The sequence below is a fragment of the Mesorhizobium koreense genome (assembly GCF_031656215.1).
GTDB lineage: Bacteria > Pseudomonadota > Alphaproteobacteria > Rhizobiales > Rhizobiaceae > Mesorhizobium_L > Mesorhizobium_L koreense.
Map to the genome: position 1 here is coordinate 1755001 of NZ_CP134228.1, position 17103 is coordinate 1772103.

Annotated in this window: 15 protein-coding genes, 1 tRNA gene and 2 rRNA genes (1 of these 18 only partly in view); 9 read left to right on the top strand and 9 right to left on the bottom strand. The window is 63.2% G+C overall.

Annotation, left to right across the window (positions count from 1 at the left end; genetic code table 11):
* The 3 genes from RBH77_RS08465 to RBH77_RS08475 all read left to right on the top strand — a co-directional run.
* Positions 1–1611 (top strand): 23S ribosomal RNA (locus RBH77_RS08465); it begins 1196 nt to the left of the window's first position.
* Between the two features lie 162 nt (positions 1612–1773).
* Positions 1774–1888 (top strand): 5S ribosomal RNA (gene rrf, locus RBH77_RS08470).
* 130 nt (positions 1889–2018) lie between these two features.
* Positions 2019–2095, top strand: a tRNA-Met gene (locus RBH77_RS08475).
* Positions 2096–2190: 95 nt separating this feature from the next.
* Here the strand turns inward: RBH77_RS08475 and recQ are convergent.
* The 9 genes from recQ to dctP form a co-directional block, all read right to left on the bottom strand.
* The gene (recQ, locus tag RBH77_RS08480; protein WP_311031686.1) at positions 2191–3993 is read right to left on the bottom strand and encodes a DNA helicase RecQ; all 1803 of its coding nucleotides are present in this window, start codon (positions 3991–3993) and stop codon (positions 2191–2193) included.
* Positions 3994–4068: 75 nt separating this feature from the next.
* On the bottom strand, positions 4069–5097 hold the full coding sequence (locus RBH77_RS08485; protein WP_311031687.1) for a histone deacetylase family protein: 1029 nt from the start codon (positions 5095–5097) through the stop codon (positions 4069–4071).
* A gap of 22 nt (positions 5098–5119) precedes the next feature.
* Positions 5120–6055, bottom strand: coding sequence for an ornithine cyclodeaminase family protein (locus tag RBH77_RS08490; protein ID WP_311031688.1), 936 nt, complete (start codon positions 6053–6055; stop codon positions 5120–5122).
* An 11-nt stretch (positions 6056–6066) separates the two neighbouring features.
* Complete coding sequence (locus RBH77_RS08495; protein ID WP_311032474.1) at positions 6067–6378, bottom strand: RidA family protein; 312 nt, start codon at positions 6376–6378, stop codon at positions 6067–6069.
* 307 nt (positions 6379–6685) lie between these two features.
* Positions 6686–8203: a malonate--CoA ligase gene (locus RBH77_RS08500; protein ID WP_311031689.1), complete on the bottom strand. Its 1518-nt coding sequence runs from the start codon at positions 8201–8203 to the stop codon at positions 6686–6688.
* Positions 8196–9530, bottom strand: coding sequence for a malonyl-CoA decarboxylase (locus RBH77_RS08505; RefSeq protein ID WP_311031690.1), 1335 nt, complete (start codon positions 9528–9530; stop codon positions 8196–8198). Before RBH77_RS08505 ends, RBH77_RS08500 begins: the two co-directional genes overlap by 8 nt.
* Positions 9527–10843 (bottom strand): TRAP transporter large permease, encoded by a 1317-nt coding sequence (locus RBH77_RS08510; RefSeq protein ID WP_311031691.1) that lies wholly within the window; start codon positions 10841–10843, stop codon positions 9527–9529. The genes RBH77_RS08505 and RBH77_RS08510 overlap by 4 nt, the downstream gene beginning before the upstream one ends.
* Positions 10840–11391 (bottom strand): TRAP transporter small permease, encoded by a 552-nt coding sequence (locus RBH77_RS08515; protein WP_311031692.1) that lies wholly within the window; start codon positions 11389–11391, stop codon positions 10840–10842. Before RBH77_RS08515 ends, RBH77_RS08510 begins: the two co-directional genes overlap by 4 nt.
* Positions 11392–11649: 258 nt before the next feature.
* On the bottom strand, positions 11650–12645 hold the full coding sequence (gene dctP, locus RBH77_RS08520; RefSeq protein WP_311031693.1) for a TRAP transporter substrate-binding protein DctP: 996 nt from the start codon (positions 12643–12645) through the stop codon (positions 11650–11652).
* Between the two features lie 145 nt (positions 12646–12790).
* Between dctP and RBH77_RS08525 the strand changes: the two genes are divergently transcribed.
* The 6 genes from RBH77_RS08525 to RBH77_RS08550 all read left to right on the top strand — a co-directional run bounded on the left by RBH77_RS08525 (position 12791) and on the right by RBH77_RS08550 (position 17054).
* On the top strand, positions 12791–13468 hold the full coding sequence (locus RBH77_RS08525; RefSeq protein WP_311032475.1) for a GntR family transcriptional regulator: 678 nt from the start codon (positions 12791–12793) through the stop codon (positions 13466–13468).
* A gap of 293 nt (positions 13469–13761) precedes the next feature.
* The gene (locus tag RBH77_RS08530; protein WP_311031694.1) at positions 13762–14634 is read left to right on the top strand and encodes an aldose 1-epimerase family protein; all 873 of its coding nucleotides are present in this window, start codon (positions 13762–13764) and stop codon (positions 14632–14634) included.
* 10 nt (positions 14635–14644) lie between these two features.
* Positions 14645–15424, top strand: a complete 780-nt coding sequence (locus RBH77_RS08535; protein ID WP_311031695.1) for a cobalamin-binding protein — start codon at positions 14645–14647, stop codon at positions 15422–15424.
* A gap of 56 nt (positions 15425–15480) precedes the next feature.
* The gene (locus tag RBH77_RS08540) at positions 15481–15717 is read left to right on the top strand and encodes a DUF2188 domain-containing protein (protein ID WP_311031696.1); all 237 of its coding nucleotides are present in this window, start codon (positions 15481–15483) and stop codon (positions 15715–15717) included.
* A 69-nt stretch (positions 15718–15786) separates the two neighbouring features.
* Positions 15787–16326 (top strand): sigma-70 family RNA polymerase sigma factor, encoded by a 540-nt coding sequence (locus tag RBH77_RS08545; protein ID WP_311031697.1) that lies wholly within the window; start codon positions 15787–15789, stop codon positions 16324–16326.
* Positions 16311–17054 carry an anti-sigma factor gene (locus tag RBH77_RS08550; protein WP_311031698.1) on the top strand — a complete coding sequence of 248 codons (744 nt, stop codon included), beginning with the start codon at positions 16311–16313 and terminating at the stop codon, positions 17052–17054. The genes RBH77_RS08545 and RBH77_RS08550 overlap by 16 nt, the downstream gene beginning before the upstream one ends.
* Positions 17055–17103 lie beyond the last annotated feature (49 nt).

A 17103-nucleotide genomic window follows, 5' to 3' on the forward strand; every position in this document is an offset into this window, starting at 1 on the left:
GCCATACACCGAAGCTTTGGGTTCGCAGCAATGCGAGCGGTAGCGGAGCGTTCTGTAAGCTGATGAAGCCATACCCGTGAGGGGTGGTGGAGGTATCAGAAGTGCGAATGCTGACATGAGTAACGATAAAGCGGGTGAGAGACCCGCTCGCCGTAAGTCCAAGGGTTCCTGCTTAAAGTTAATCTGAGCAGGGTTAGCCGGCCCCTAAGGCGAGGCCGAAAGGCGTAGTCGATGGGAATCACGTTAATATTCGTGAGCCTGGAGGTAGTGACGGATCGCGTGTGTTGTCAGTCCTTATCGGATTGGTCTGGCAGCGAAGCGGTCCCTGGAAATAGCTCCTCCTTATAGTCCGTACCCTAAACCGACACAGGTGGACTGGTAGAGAATACCAAGGCGCTTGAGAGAACTCTGCTGAAGGAACTCGGCAAATTGCACGCGTAACTTCGGGATAAGCGTGACCCTTCTTCGGGCAACCGGAGGGGGGTGGCACAGACCAGGGGGTAGCGACTGTTTATCAAAAACACAGGGCTCTGCGAAGTCGCAAGACGACGTATAGGGTCTGACGCCTGCCCGGTGCCGGAAGGTTAAGAGGAGAGGTGCAAGCTTTGAATCGAAGCCCCGGTAAACGGCGGCCGTAACTATAACGGTCCTAAGGTAGCGAAATTCCTTGTCGGGTAAGTTCCGACCTGCACGAATGGCGTAACGACTTCCCCGCTGTCTCCAGCAGAGACTCAGTGAAATTGAATTCCCCGTGAAGATGCGGGGTTCCTGCGGTTAGACGGAAAGACCCCGTGCACCTTTACTATAGCTTTACACTGGCATTCGTATCGGCATGTGTAGGATAGGTGGTAGACTTTGAAGCCAGGGCGCCAGCCTTGGTGGAGTCACCCTTGAAATACCACCCTTATCGTTATGGATGTCTAACCGCGGCCCGTCATCCGGGTCCGGGACAGTGTATGGTGGGTAGTTTGACTGGGGCGGTCGCCTCCTAAAGAGTAACGGAGGCGCGCGATGGTAGGCTCAGAACGGTCGGAAATCGTTCGCTGAGTGCAATGGCATAAGCCTGCCTGACTGCGAGACTGACAAGTCGAGCAGAGTCGAAAGACGGTCATAGTGATCCGGTGGTCCCGCGTGGAAGGGCCATCGCTCAACGGATAAAAGGTACGCCGGGGATAACAGGCTGATGACCCCCAAGAGTCCATATCGACGGGGTTGTTTGGCACCTCGATGTCGACTCATCGCATCCTGGGGCTGGAGCAGGTCCCAAGGGTATGGCTGTTCGCCATTTAAAGCGGTACGTGAGTTGGGTTCAGAACGTCGTGAGACAGTTCGGTCCCTATCTGCCGTGGGTGTAGGAATATTGAGAGGATCTGTCCCTAGTACGAGAGGACCGGGATGGACGGATCTCTGGTGGACCTGTTGTGGCGCCAGCCGCATAGCAGGGTAGCTAAATCCGGACGGGATAACCGCTGAAGGCATCTAAGCGGGAAACCCACCTCGAAACGAGTGTTCCCTGAGAGTCGTGGTAGACGACCACGTTGATAGGCCGGGTGTGGAAGTGCGGCAACGCATGAAGCTTACCGGTACTAATAGCTCGATTGGCTTGATCATTCTCATTTGCCAATGCCCATCTTCTCGCGCTCATGCATGAGCGGCCCTTCGGGCGGCCTATGCTCCGCGAGGGCGCCGGATGGCCGGCGACGCGCAGTCGCGCTTGCGGAGCTTCGCTCCGAAATCAAAAATCAGTTTCTCGAAAAACATGCCCTTTGCTGACCTGGTGGTTATTGCGGGGTGGCTGCACCCGATCCCATTCCGAACTCGGCCGTGAAACGCCCCAGCGCTGATGGTACTTCGTCTCAAGACGCGGGAGAGTAGGTCGCTGCCAGGTCTGCCAAGCGCATGTTTTGAAATCTTCTCTTTTCGATGGCCCGCCTTTCGGCGGCAAGGGCCGCCTCGAGCGGCCTTTTGCATTTGAAGGAACAGCGCCTCTTGTAAGCTCAGGCTTACGCACTTGGTGACGCGGGGTGGAGCAGCCCGGTAGCTCGTCAGGCTCATAACCTGAAGGTCGTAGGTTCAAATCCTACCCCCGCAACCAAGATCCAGCGGCAACATCGGAACAACAAAAACGCCTCGATCTCCGGATCGGGGCGTTTTTGTTTATGGGTCAATGTGTCCCCCCGGTCGCTCGCTTCAGTTCGCCTGGCGGGCGATCACCGCCAGGAATGCGGGACCGTAGCGTTCCAGCTTGGCCTCGCCGACACCCGGGACAGAAGCCATTTCACGCCGTGAGGTGGGACGGGCTGCCGCGAGTTCTATGAGCGTCCGGTCGTGGAAAATCACATAGGGCGGCACGTTCTGGGTGCGGGCGATTTCCATGCGCTTTTCCCGCAGCGCCTCGAACAGGACACGGTCGGTATCGGGCAGTACGGCCGATTTTCGGTTGCGAGGGGTTTTTTCTCTGCTTGCGCGCGGCGCCGAGGGTACGCGCAGCATGAGCGTAGGCTTCTCGCGCAGGAACCGGCGCCCCACCTCGGAGATCGACAGCCCGCCATGGCCGGCGAGGTCGACCGCGACCAGCCGCAAGGCGATCAATTGGCGCAGGATCGCCCGCCAAGTGCGTTTGTCATGTTCCCTGCCGATGCCATAGGTGGATATGCGGTCATGCCCGAATTCCGCGATGCGCCTGTCATCGGCCCCTAAAAGCACATCGGCGATGTAGGCCTGGCCGAAGCGTTCGCCGGTCCGATGGATACAGGAGAGGGCCTTTTGCGCGGCGATCGTTCCGTCGAACAGTTTCGGCGGTTCGGCGCAGGTGTCGCAATTGCCGCACTGCTCGCAGCGCTCACCGAAATAGGAGAGCAGCGCCTGACGGCGGCAGCCCGCCGTCTCGGCCAGCCCGAGAAGTGCGTCGAGCTTTTGCCGTTCCATGCGCTTGCGCTGTTCAGGCGCATCCGAATCCTCGATGAAGCGGCCGCGCAGCGCGATGTCCTCATAGCCGTAGAGCATCAACGCGTCGGCCGGCAGGCCATCGCGACCGGCGCGTCCGGTCTCCTGATAATAGGCTTCTATGCTGCCCGGGAGATCGATATGGGCAACGAAGCGGACATCCGGTTTGTCGATGCCCATGCCGAAGGCGATGGTGGCGACCATGACGACGGCTTCGTCGCGCTGGAAACGCGTCTGGTTGGCGGCGCGTGCCGCCTTGTCCATGCCGCCGTGGTAGGCGAGCGCGTCATAGCCTTGTGCGCAAAGCCAGGCGGCCGTCTCCTCCGTCTTTCGTTTCGACAGGCAGTAGACAATGCCGCTCTCGCCCTCGTGCTCTTTCAGGAAACGCTTCAATTGTGCCCGCGTATTGTCTTTCTCCCGGATGGCGTAGCGGATGTTGGGGCGGTCGAAACCGGCGATGAAGGCGTCGGTCTCAGCGATATCGAGATGCGCGAGGATCTCGGTGCGGGTCGGCGCATCGGCGGTGGCCGTCAGCGCCATACGCGGCGTATCGGGGAACCGCGTCACCAGCACGTCGAGCCCGCGATAGGAAGGGCGGAAATCGTGCCCCCATTGCGACAGGCAATGCGCTTCGTCGATGGCGATCAGCGACAGCGGTACCCGGCCAAGCCACTCCAGCGTATCGGGCCTGAGCAGCGTCTCCGGCGCGACATAGAGAAGGTCGAGCGTGCCGGCGGATATTTCCCGCCACAGGGCGCGGCGCTCGTCGCTCGGCAGGTCGGAATTCAGCGCGGCGGCCCTGACGCCGGCCTGCCGCAGGGCGGCGACCTGATCGGCCATCAGGGCGATCAGCGGCGAGACGACGACGCCCATGCCGGGCCGCGACATCGCCGGAATCTGGTAGCACAGCGACTTGCCGCCGCCCGTCGGCATCAGCACGAAGGCGTTGTTACCCGCCATCACATGATCGATGATACCCGCCTGAGGCCCGCGAAAGGCGTCATAGCCGTAAACGGTTTTCAGGATATGAGCGGGATCGGCGGTCAAGACGGCCTGCGGCGGGAATCAGAAGGGCATCCTCTTATAGCCGATTATGCGCGAGGTACCCCATTTCACCCTGGCTCAGCCTGCCTTGGCGCCGAAGCCGGTCAGGAACGCGGTCAGGTTGTCGGCGAGCGCGTCGCAGACATAGCCGCCTTCCTGGATGATGGCTGTCGGCAGGCCGAGGCCTGCGCAACGCTCGCCTATCCGGGCGAAGCCGTCCGTCGTCACCGAAAGCCCGCCGAAGGGATCGCCTTCGAAGGCATCCAGACCGAGCGCGATCACCATCGCGCCGGGTGCGAAGGCGCGGATGCGCTCTATTCCTGCATCGAGCGCTTCCAGAAACGGCTCGTCGGCAGAGTGGCGCGGCAGGGGGAGATTGAAATTGTAGCCGAGGCCAGGTCCCTCGCCGCGCTCTGAAGCGTTCCCCCAGAAGAAGGGATAGAAGCGGATCGGGTCGGCATGGATCGAGACGGTCAGCACGTCGGAGCGGGCGTAGAAGACACCCTGTGTGCCGTTGCCGTGGTGCAGATCGACGTCGAGGATGGCAACGTGGTCATGCGCCTGCCTGAGATGCTGGGCGGCGATGGCACTGTTGTTGAGGAAGCAGAAGCCGCCGGCCATGTCGGCGAAGGCGTGATGGCCGGGTGGGCGGCTGAGGCCGTAGACGGCGCGTTCTCCGCCGAGCACGAGTTCGGTGGCGGTTGCGGCGGTCTGAGCGCTCCAATAGGCCGAGTTCCACGTGTCGGCGGAGATCGGGCAGGCCGTATCGGCCATGTGATAGCCGGCCTGCCCGACGGCCGACGCCGGATACGGAAAATCGCGCCGGTTGGGATGGATGTTCGGGATCACCTCGGCCGAGGCGTCCGGAATGCGCTGCCAGCGCTCGTAGATGCGTTGGAGGAAGTCGATATATTCGGGCGTGTGGACGGCCGCGATGGGCGCCAGGCCATGATCGACGGCCGCCATCTCCTCGAGGCCGGCGGCGCGCGCACCAGCCAGAAGGCGGTTCACGCGCTCCGGCACTTCCGGGTTCGGCTTCTGCGCGCCGGAGGACAGGAAATGGTGCGGGTCGTGCCTGCGCTGCTCGCTGGAAAAGACGAACTTCATTCGGCGATCTCCCGAAAGGATTCTAGCCCTGAAAAGCCTTGAGGATGGCCCTTGCCGTCATCAGGTCGAGATGGGCGCCGCCGCCATTCTTGAAGACGGTGATCTCTTCGGCATTACGGCGGCCGGCCTTGCCGGCGGTCAGTTCGTAGAGATCGCCGCGGATGTCGTCGGGCGTGATGACGCCTTCGGAAAGCGGGGTCATGAGCTCGCCGATATGCGGCAGCGTGGTCTCGCGGCTGTCGACGAAGATGCGCGCCTTTCGCATCAGCGCGTTGTCGGCTTCGCGCATGTCAGGGCGGAAGGCGCCGACCAGATCGACATGGGTACCCGGCCTGACCCAGTCGCCGTGCAGAACCGGCTCCCGCGCCATGGTCGCGCAGGCGATGACATCCGCTTCACCCGCCTCGACCTCGAGGTCGCCGCAGACATGCGCGGGCAGACCCTGCTGGACCAGCCGCTCGACCAGCGCGACCGCCGTCGCCCGCGTGCGGTTCCAGATCGCGATCCGCGTCATTTCGGGAAAAAGCGCGGCGTAGACTTCGGCCAGTGAAGAGGCGACTTCTCCTGCGCCGACGATCAGCAATTTTTTGCTATCCGGCAGGGCCAGGAATTTGGCGCCGAGTCCGGAATCCGCGGCGGTCTTCCAGCGGGTCACCAGATGGCTGTCGATGATCGCCTCGGGCGTGCCGGTCTCCTCGTCGAAGAGAAGGAGCGCGCCCTGGACCGAAGGCAGGCCGCGCGCCCTGTTGGCTTCCATGATGGTGACGGATTTCAGGCAGATGCCGAGGCCGGGAATCCATGCGGCGCGGTTGAGCATCGTGTCCTTGCCGCTGGTCAGGAACAGATCGTCCATCTTGGCCGCGGCGCCGAGATGGCCCTCGCGAAGCGCCTCGACCATGCCCTCCCAGCTTAGGCGGCCTTCCATGTCGGCCGCGCCGATCTGAACGATCCCCGACAAGATCCCGGTCCTTATTTGACGGCGGTCACGATGATCTCGACCCTGTAGCCGGGGGCCGCCAGCGCCGATTCGCCCGCGGCGCGCGCCGGTGGGTTGGCTGGATCGATCCAGGCGTCGTAGACGGCGTTCATCTCCTCGAAATCGCCCATGTCGGCCAGCCAGACGATGGCCTGCACGATGCGGGACTTCGACGAGCCGCATTCGGCCAGCAGTCGGTCGATCTTGGCCAGAACGTCCTTGGTCTGCTGGGTAACGCTGGCGCCGGAGGTGCCGACCTGGCCGGAGAGCCATATCGTATCGCCATGGGTCACGGCCTGGCTCATGCGCTTGCCAGGCTCGATGCGCTTGATATCGGACAATTGGAATCTCCTGTTCGGACAGCACTCCCCGTCTCCTGCCCGTTCGAGAGCGGCAGATCAAGTCCGGGAGTAGGTTTTACGATTCCATGCGGGGCAATCGCGCATGAGGTTACCCCCACCCCTAACCCCTCCCCACAAGGGGGAGGGGACTTTGCGTCGGTGCCGTGTAGCGCCGGTCCTTGGTGATTTAGGCTCGGAAAGCGATGCCGGCGTCTCCCTCCCCCTTGTGGGGAGGGGACAGGGGTGGGGGTAAATGCTCGTGATGCAGTCGCTATTTCGTCTGGAAAATATCGACGAAGCGGTCGCGCAGGATGTTCTTCTGCACCTTGCCCATCGTGTTGCGCGGCAGTTCGTCGATGGAAAAGATGCGCTTCGGCTGTTTGAAGCGGGCGATCTTGTCGTGGATCGCGGCGAGGAGCTTTTCCTCGTCGATCGTGCTGCCGTTCTTCGGTACGACGACGCCGACGACGCCCTCGCCGAAGTCGGGATGCGGCAGGCCGATCACCGCCGATTCGAGCACGCCTTCCTGTTCGTCGAGCAGAAGCTCGACTTCCTTCGGGTAGATGTTGAAGCCGCCGGAGATGATCAGGTCCTTGGCGCGGCCGACGATCTGGACATAGCCGTCGTGATCGATCGTCACCACATCGCCGGTGATGAAGAAGCCGTCCTCGCGGAACTCCTCCTTCGTCTTTTCCGGCATCCGCCAATAGCCCTTGAAGACGTTCGGCCCGCGCACTTCCAGCACGCCGATTTCGCCTTGCGGCAGTACTTTCTTCGTCTCCGGATCGACCACGCGGATTTCAACGTTGGGCAGCGGGAAGCCGACCGTACCGGCCCGCCGCTCGCCGTCATAGGGGTTCGACGTGGTCATGTTGGTCTCGGTCATGCCGTAGCGTTCGAGGATGCGGTGGCCGGTGCGTTCCTCGAAGGCGTTATGCGTCTCGGCGAGCAAGGGCGCGCTGCCGGAGGTGAAGAGCCGCATATGCGAGGCGAGTTCCTTGGTGAAGCGCGGGTCGTCAAGCAGCCGCGTATAGAAGGTCGGCACGCCCATCATAGAGGTTGCCTTCGGCAGCCAGCCGATCACTTCGTCGGTCTTGAAGGAGGGCAGGAAGATCATCGAGCCGCCGGCGAGCAGGATAACGTTTCCGGCGACGAAGAGGCCGTGTGTATGGAAGATCGGCAGCGCGTGCAGGAGCACGTCGTCGGCCGTGAAGCGCCACGCCTCGACCAGCGATTTCGCATTGGAGAGGAGGTTATCGTGCGTCAGCATCGCGCCCTTGGAGCGACCTGTAGTACCGGACGTGTAGAGGAAGGCCGCCAGATCGTCGCCGGTCCGCGAAATGGTGACGAAACGGTCCGGCTGCCGTGCCGCCTCATGCGCCAGCGTGCCAGTTCCGTCGCCGTTCAGCGTCAGCAGGCGAGCGCCGGCCTTTTCGCCAATTGGCGCCAACGCTTCTTTTGAGGCCCCGTCGCAGACGAGGAGGCTGGGTTCGGCATTGCCGACGAAATATTCGACCTCATTCGGCGTGTAGGCGGTGTTGAGTGGCAGGAAGATGGCCCCGGCCTGGATACAGGCGGCGTAAAGCGCGAGCGCCTTCGCGCTCTTCTTCACCTGAACCGCGACGCGGTCGCCAGGCTTGACGCCCTGTTCCTGAAGGACGTGGGCGATCTGCGCGGTGAGCTTGAGGAAGTCGTCGTAGGTGAGGACCGTTCCGTTGGGCAGATAGAGGAAAGGCCTGGCGCTGCCCTGATGGGGCGCGAAGAGCGCATCATAGAGCGCGTTAGGCATTTTCGGTTCTCCGTGAAGTTTTCTGCCCCTTGCGGGAGCCGGCGAGCGACCGGATCGCCCGCGTCGTGACGATCTCGCGCTTGTGGGCGAAAAGCTCGTGGTTGGTCTCCACGGTCTTGAGGTCGTAGCGGTAGTTGACCATCACGCCGCAGGATTGCGCAATGCCCCTCGGCGATGGGTCGGCGCCCGGATGGATGGCCTCGAGGCTCGCGCCATTGCCGAAATGGAAGCGTGCGACGGGATCGCGCGGCAGGCCGTCGCCGCGCTTCGCCCAGACCAGATATTCGGCCGTCAGCGCGGAGAGGATGGCGTCGTCGCTCCTGAGATTGTTGGCGGATTTCGCCTCCGTCAACCGCGTCAGCAGGATGCGGCGGTCTGGGTCCGTATCATCCGCTTCCGCCTCCTCGCGCATCCAGCGCGTAAGCCCCGGGACCGGCGACAGCGTCACGAAATTCTTCAGGTTGGGAAGCGACTGCATCAGGTCGGTTGCGACCTGCTTGATAAGAAAATTGCCGAAGGAAATGCCGTCGAGGCCGCGCTGGCAATTGGAGATGGAATAGAAGACGGCCGTGGTCGCCTCCGTCTCCGGGATCACCGTGCGCTCCTCCGACAGCAGCGAGCGGATCGAGCCCGGCAGTTCGCTGGTCAGCGCCACTTCCACGAAGATCAGTGGTTCGTCCGGCATGGCCGGATGGAAGAAGGCGAAGCAGCGCCTGTCGGAGGGCTGCAGCCGGCGGCGCAGATCGTCCCAGTCGTTGATGGCGTGGACGGCCTCGTAGGCAATGATCTTTTCGAGGATATTCGCCGGTGTCGTCCAGTCGATACGCCGCAGTACGAGGAAGCCCCGGTTGAACCACGACATGAACAGGTGCTGGAAATCGAGGTCGGCGCGGCGGAAATCGGGATGCTCCTTCAGCACCGCGAGCAGGTCTTCGCGCATCTTGACCAGCCGGCCGGTGGCGCCGGGCAGGCGGTTCAGCCGCCTTAAAAGCTCCTGGCGTGGCGGCTCCGCCTCCTCGACAAGGCGGGCAAGCGTCGCTGCGTCGGGCGAGGCCTTGTAGGCTTCTGCCGCCTCGGCCACCGCGCCGGCATCGAGGTCGTGCACTTCGGTCAGAAGCCGGAAGAAATCGGCCTTCTCCCCGGCCGGGGATTTCTCGTAGCGGTCGAGGATCGCGGCGGCGAGACGGGTGCCGGATGCCTCGCCCCGTTCCGAGATCAGCGCCGCTGCAAGCTCTTCCAGCGAGCGGCGATCGTCGCTGACCAGCCGCGGAGCGGTGCGCTCGAAGATCGTCGCCAGAAGGTCCTGCAGAAAGCTCGTCCTGCTCATATGCCGGGTCCCATCAAATAGGTCGGAAGCCATGTCGCGATGCCGGGGAAGATACAGAGTATGACGATCTCCAGCATCATGCATGCGACAAAGGGCAGCGTTCCCCAGATGATCCGTGTCAGCGGCACGTCGGGCGCGATGGAGTTGACGATGTAGATGTTGAGACCCACCGGCGGGTGGATCAGGCCGATCTCCATGTTGATGGTGATGATGACGCCGAACCAGATCGGGTCGAAGCCCGCCGCCGTGATGATCGGCAGCAGGATCGGCGCGGTCATCAGGATCACCGCCGCCGGCGGGATGAAGAAGCCGCAGACGAGCAGGAAGATGTTGATCATGAACATCAGCACCCAGCGGTTGACCTCCATCTCGGCGATCGCCTGAGCCAGCGTCTGGGTGAGGTAGAGCGAGGTCAGCATGTAGCCGAAGAGCACGGCCGCCGCGATGATCATCAGGATCATGACGCTCTCGCGCGTGGTGTCGCGCAGGATCTGCCACCAGCTTTCCGGCCGCCACATCCTGTAGATGACGACCGCGAGCAGAACGCAAAGCGCCGCACCCACGCCAGCCGCTTCCGACGGCGTGGCGACACCGCCATAGAGAACGTACATGACGCCGATGACGATAGCCAGGAACGGCGCCACCTTCGGGATCGCTTCGAATTTCTGTTTCCAGGAATAGCGGAAATCTGCCGCGTAGGCGTGGAAGCCACGCTTCCACAAGAGAAAGATCGTCCACAGGATGAAAAGGCCGGTCAGCATCAGGCCGGGGAAGACGCCGGCCAGGAACAGCCGTCCGATCGAGGTTTCCGTCGCGATGCCGTAGAGGATGAAGGTGATCGAAGGCGGGATCAGGATGCCGAGCGTGCCGCCGGCGCAGATGGAGCCTGTCGCGACGTCGTCCGGATAGCCGCGCCGACGCATCTCGGGGATGCCCATGCGGCCGATGGCGGCGCAGGTCGCCGGCGAGGAGCCGGTCAGCGCGGCAAACAGCGCGCAGGCGCCGAGGTTCGAGATCACCAACCCGCCGGGCAACCGGTAGAGCCAGCGGTCGAGCGCCTCGTAGAGGTCACGGCCGGCGGGCGAGGAGCCGATCGCCGCACCCATCATCACGAACATCGGGATCGAGACGAGGGTGAAGTCGTTAAGGCCGCCATAGAAGGTCTCGGCGGCGACGTTGAGTGCGCCGAAGCCCTCGAAAACGGCGATGAACACCATCGCGATGGCGCCGAGCCCGAACGCCACCGGCGCGCCGGAGAGCAGGATGAGAAGGGTGACGATGAGGACGATGCCGCCTTCCACTGCCGGGCTCATGCGGGCGCTCCCCCCTTATTGATTTCTTTATCGGCTTCGTGACTGCCGGCGGACGGGAAGGGCGGCTCGCGCCCGGTGGCGAGGCAGTAGAGGTCGACGATGTATTGAAGCGTGAGAAGGGCGAAGCCGAAGGGCATGGCGGCGAAGGGGATCCAAAGGCGCGCGCGCCACATCGTATCGGAGACCCAGTTACCGTCCCACGCCTCCAGCCAGTAGAGGAACGCGAACACGGTCATCGCGACCGAGAAGCAGAAGGACAGGATCGCGGAGAACATCGCCAGCCGGAATTTCCCGGTGTGGCCCATGTAATGCGGCAGGATGTCGACATTGACATGCCCGCGCGTCAGCAACACGTAGGGGCTGCCGAGGAAAGTCGCGGCGACGATCGAATAGGTGGTGAAATCGGTCTGCCAGATCGTGTTGGAGCCGAGCACGAAGCGCACGAAGACCATCTGGCATACGACGATGACACCGGCCGAAATGAGCGCTGCGGCGGCGAAGCCCGAGAGCGTCGAGATCAGCCTGACCGTTCGGATGAATCTGTCCATTGGTTCCAGCCTGGTTTGCGCAGGGTTTTCACGTGTGAGCGTCGACCCCCACTCCGTCCCGCTTCGCGGGCCACCTCTCCCCCGGCCGACGGGGGAGAGGAAGCGCCGGCCGCTATGCCTCTGGCTCCCTTCCTCTACCCCACGAAAGTGGGGGAGAGGTGGCCCGCGAAACGGGACCGAGTGGGGTAGAGTGATGCTTTATCGGTCTACTATCAGAAGCGGGCCGAGCCGGTCTCGCCGGCTCATGCCTCTTCCGCATCACTTCACGGCAAGCGCCTCGTCGATCAGCTTCTGGCCGTCCGGAACTTCCTCGGCGAACTGCTTGTAGGAGCTCTTCTTGGCGACGTCGATCCAGGCGTTGTATTCCTCGGGCGTCATGGTGACGACCTCGACATTGTGGTCCTTGAACGCCTTGATCATCTTGTCGTCCATCTTGAGCGCTTCGCCGGCGAAGAATTCCTGCGCCTTCTTCGAGGCGGCCATCAGAACGTCCTGCTGCTTCTTGTTCAGATGATCGAAGCTCTTCTTCGACATAAGGACCGGCTCGTACATGAACCAGAGCGCGTTGTCGCCGGGAGCGGTGATGCATTTGAGCTGCTCGTAGAGGCGGTAGGAGACGAAGCTTGCCGTGCTGGTGTCGGTGGCTTCCGCGACGCCGGTCTGCAGGGCGTTATAGACCTCGTTCGAGGCGATGGAGACGATCGAGGCGCCGGCTGCCTGCCACATGGCGGCGAAAGTCGGGCCGGCGGAGCGGGTCTTCAGGCCCTTCATGTCTTCCGGCTTGCGGATGCAGCCTTCCTTGGAACCGACGGCGCCGGCGAGCCACGCGTCGGCCAGCACGATGACGCCCGATTCCTCGATCTTCGCCTTGATGTCCTTCATGAACGGGGAATCGTTAAGGCGCGCTGCGCGCTCGTGGTTCCTGACGAGACCCGGCATAAGGGTCGCGCCGAATTCGCGCACCCGACCGGAAGCGTAGTCGAGCGGGAAGGACGAGATGTCGAGCTGACCCTTGACCAGCGCGTTCCACTGGTCCTTCGCCTTGAACAGCGAGGCGCCCGGATAGACCTGGATGTCGAGGTCCACATTGGCGGCCTTGGCTTCCTTGGCGATGATCTGCACCATCTCGTCGCGCGGGTCGCCCTTGCCGCCGGGAAACTGGTGCGAGGCCTTAAGCGTGACGGCGCCGGCATTGCCGGCCAAGGCGAATGAAAGGCCGACGGCAGCGGCCATGATTGCGATACAGGATTTCATTGTTTCCTCCCTGCGGCCCGGGGGCCGCTTTGACGTTGGGTTTTCCTCCGAACCCGGGCCACTCTAACCGACATGCACGCGGAGTCAACGTTCTTGTATACAAGAATCATATTGCTGAATGCAGGAAGCTGCTCTACGCTTGGCTATGGCATTGAGAAGCGCGGACAGGATCAGGGAGGAACTCGAGCAGGCGATCCTGGCCGCCGAGTTCGCCGAGGACGAACGCCTCGACGAGGTGACGCTGGCGGCACGCTTCTCCGTGTCGCGCACGCCGGTGCGTGAGGCGCTGCATGCGCTCGCCGCTTCGGGCCTGGTCGAGACCATCCCCCGGCGCGGCGTCTTCGTGCGCTATCCGAGCTTCATCAAGCTTGTGGAGATGTTCGACGTGATGGCCGAACTGGAGGCGATGTGCGGGCGGCTTGCCGCGCGGCGCATCACGGAGGAGGAACTGGAACGGCTGGAGGCGGCGGCGCTTGCGTGCGAAAGCGCGATGGAACGGGGCGACGCGGACGAATATTACCGCGAGAACGAACGCTTCCATCACGTGCTCTATCACGCCAGCGGCAATTCCTTCCTGGCCGAACAGGCGTCCCGCCTGCACAAACGCCTGCAGCCCTTCCGGCGGCTGCAGCTTCGCGTGCGCGGGCGGCTCGGGCAATCGATGCAGGAGCATCGCGAGGTTCAGAAGGCGGTAACGGCCGGCGACGCCGAAGGGGCTGCCGACACGCTTCGCCGGCATATCTCCATACAGGGCGAGAACCTGAAGGACTTGATGGCGAATTTCGCCCGCTATCATCAGCGCACCATGCCGCAAAAGTCGTGAGCGGATGGTTGCTTGGCGCAGTAGAGCTTGCGCCGCAGCAAAGTGTTCGACCCCCACTCCGATTTGCTTCGCAAACCACCTCCCCCGCTCGACGGGGGAGAGGAAGCGCCGGCCGCAACGCAGGCACCTTTCCTCTCCACTTTTGAGGGGGAGAGGTGGCCCGCGAAGCGGGGCGGAGTGGGGGTAATCCCACTTTGTAAGCCGAATTCGAATTTCATTGCGATTTATCGCTTGTTGAATGCCCCACCTGTTCCGCTATGGTCGCGGCTGCCGTGCAAACAGGAGAGAGCGTATTGCCCGAGACGATCCGGCTTACGAGCGGCGGTTCGTCCGCGACGATCTCGACATTCGGCGCCGAGCCGCTCACGTGGTGGGTCGGCGGGCGCGATCTCCTGTGGAGCGGCGATCCGGCGTTCTGGCCGCGCATCAGCCCGGTTCTGTTTCCTACCGTCGGACGCGTGCGCGGCGGTGAATTGCGCGTCGACGGCAAAGCCTACCCGATGGCGATCCATGGCTTCGCGCCGGAGAGCGAATTTCTGATCGCTGAACGATCGGGCGATAGCGTGCGGCTCGTGCTCGAAGATAATGAGGAAACGCGGAAACGCTATCCTTTCTCTTTCCGGCTCGAAGTCGCCTACCAACTGACGGGAGATGCGTTTTCGACGGAATTCCGTATCGTCAATCCAGGCGATGGGGTACTTCCCTTCGCGCTCGGGTTCCATCCGGGCTTCCGCTGGCCGTTCGCGAAGGGCGGCCGTGAAGGCTATGCAATCGAGTTCGAGCTTGCCGAGAGTCCGGCCGTTCCCGTCATCACGAAGGACGGGCTGTTTTCAAGCGAGAAGCGGCCGGTGCCGCTCCAGGGGCGACGACTGCCGCTCGACGAGAAGGTGCTGGCGAGGGAAGCGCTCTGCTTTCTCGATGCACGCAGCCTCTGGGTCCGCTTCGTCGGCCCCGGCGGCGCGATCCGCATGAGCGCGGAGAATTTTTCGCATTGGGCGCTGTGGGGCCTGCCCGGCGCACCCTTCGTCTCGATCGAGGCGTGGACCGGCCACGGCGATCTGGATGGCTTTGCCGGAGACATCATGGAAAAGCCTTCCATGCGTTTCCTCGAACCGGGTGGCGCGGCCCTGCATCGTGTCGAATTCCGCTGGCAACCCGAAAGCTAAAGCGCGAAAGATGGCCTTCCCGCCCGAACGTATCGTCTGCCTGACCGAAGAGACGGTCGAGACGCTCTACTTGCTGGGCGAAGAGAGCCGTATCGCCGGCGTTTCAGGCTACGCGGTACGGCCGCCCCGGGTGCGCAAGGAGAAGCCGCGCGTCAGCGCCTTCATTTCCGCGGACATTCCCAAGATCCTCGCACTCGAGCCCGCTCTTGTGCTCGCCTTCTCCGACATGCAGGCCGATATCGTCGCCAGCTTGATCCGCGAGGGCGTGGAGGTCCATGCCTTCAACCAGCGTTCGGTCGAGGGCATCTTCGCCATGATCGAGACGCTCGGCGCGATGGTCGGCAGGGCGGAGGCGGCCGGCCGTCTGGTCGTGGGCTATCGCGAGAAGATCGCCGCGCTCCGTGCCACGGCGCCCGCGCGCCGCCCGCGCGTCTATTTCGAGGAGTGGGACGAGCCGCTCATCTCCGGCATCGGCTGGGTCTCGGAACTGATCGAGATCGCGGGCGGCGAGGATTGTTTTCCCGATCTTGCCCGTCGCGCCGGCGCGCGCGACCGCATCGTGCGGCCACAGGACGTGATCGCAACCCGTCCCGACATCATCATCGGTTCGTGGTGCGGCAAGAAGTTCCGGCCGGAGAAAGTCACCGCGCGGGAGGGCTGGGGGGCGATACCGGCTATCCGCAACGGTCGTATTTACGAAGTCAAATCGACTGTTATCCTGCAGCCTGCACCGGCGGCCCTGACAGACGGGCTGGACCGGCTCGTTGCGATCATCCGCGCGGGCCCCTGAATCTACCGGAACCGGGGCCGCGGCCACGCGTTTCGCCCGACCGAAGGAGAGTGAAGATGGTGCATGTGACGTATCACATCGTGGAGCATGATGGCGGCTGGGCCTACAAGCTCGGCGACGTGTTTTCGGAAACGTTCCGCACGCGCGAAGCTGCAATGCAGGCGGCGAAGCAGGTGGCCATGGAACAGGAGATACCCGGGCAGACCTCCGGTATCGTCTTTGAAGATTCCAGCGGCAAGTGGCATGAGGAAGTCGCGCGTGGCGACGACCGTCCTCAGGCGGACGTGGAATAGGGCGGTCCTCGGGCAAGCCGGCGGCTTCCTGGCCTGCCTGGAGAGACCGGCGCTCCATAGTCGCAATTGATGACGCCGCAAGACATCACCAAGCTGATTGTCCGTACCTCGATGAGGGACAGGACGGCGTTCGACAGTCTCTACCGGGCCACGAGCGCGAAACTTTTCGGCGTCTGCTTGCGTGTATTGAACGATCGTGCCGAGGCCGAGGAGGCTCTGCAGGAGGTGTTCGTCAAGATATGGACGAAGGCCGACCGTTTCGCGGCTTCGGACCTCAGTCCGATTTCATGGCTGGTGGCGATCGCGCGCAATCATGCGATCGATCGCATCAGGGCGCGGCGCCGGCCCCATTCCGACATCGACGACGCGCTCGATATTGCCGACCCCGCGCCGGGGCCCGAAGCGGCCGCGGTGACGGCGGGCGAACGGGAGAAGATCCATGGCTGCCTCGAGGAGCTCGAAAAGACGAAGGCGGACGCGGTGCGCGGCGCCTATCTGAAAGGCGAGAGCTACGCCGAGCTTGCCGCCCGTCATGGCGTCCCGCTCAATACGATGCGAACCTGGCTCAGGCGCAGTTTGATGAAGCTGAGGGAATGTCTCGAAAGATGATTTCCGAGGACGATCACGGCCCGATGGACGGAAGCGACGATCTCATCGCCGCCGAATATGTCGTCGGCGCGCTGTCGGCCGAGGAGCGTCGACAGGCCGCCCTTCGCATCGAGCGCGATCCCGGTTTCGCGCGGCTGGTCGAGGCGTGGGAAGCGCGGTTGTCGCCCTTGGCCGACGATTATCCCGAAGTGGAGCCGCCGGCCGCGGCGAAGCAGGCGATCGACCGTCTGCTTTTCTCCAGAGGCGAGGCCGCGGCTCGAAACGGAGCGCCAACCGGCCTGTGGCACAGTCTCGCTTTCTGGCGGGGCCTCGCGGCGGCGGCGCTGGCGCTGTTGATCGTTGCCGTGGCGGTTCCGTTGCTTGTCCCGCGCGTCATGCATCCGGAAGGCGGCACGCAATTCGTCGCCTCGATCGCGCCCAAGGACAGCGATGTCAGCTATCTCGCCTATTACGATCCGGCCACCCAAAGCCTGTCCCTGTCGCATGTTTCTGGCGAGCGGGAGCAGGGACACGCTTTCGAACTCTGGGCGATCGAAGGACAGGCGAAGCCGGTTTCGCTCGGCGTCATCCCCAGCGGCAAGACCATCCGCGTCAGGATCACTCCCGAAATGGGCAAGCTGCTTGCCAATGGCGGCACGCTCGCGATCAGCCTCGAGGCGCCTGGCGGATCGACGACCGGCCAACCGACCGGTCCCGTCGTCGCCCTCGGCGGCCTGAACCAGATCTGAATCAAGCTTCCATCACGAAAACATGAACGGCGGGCAGGCGTGAAACTTT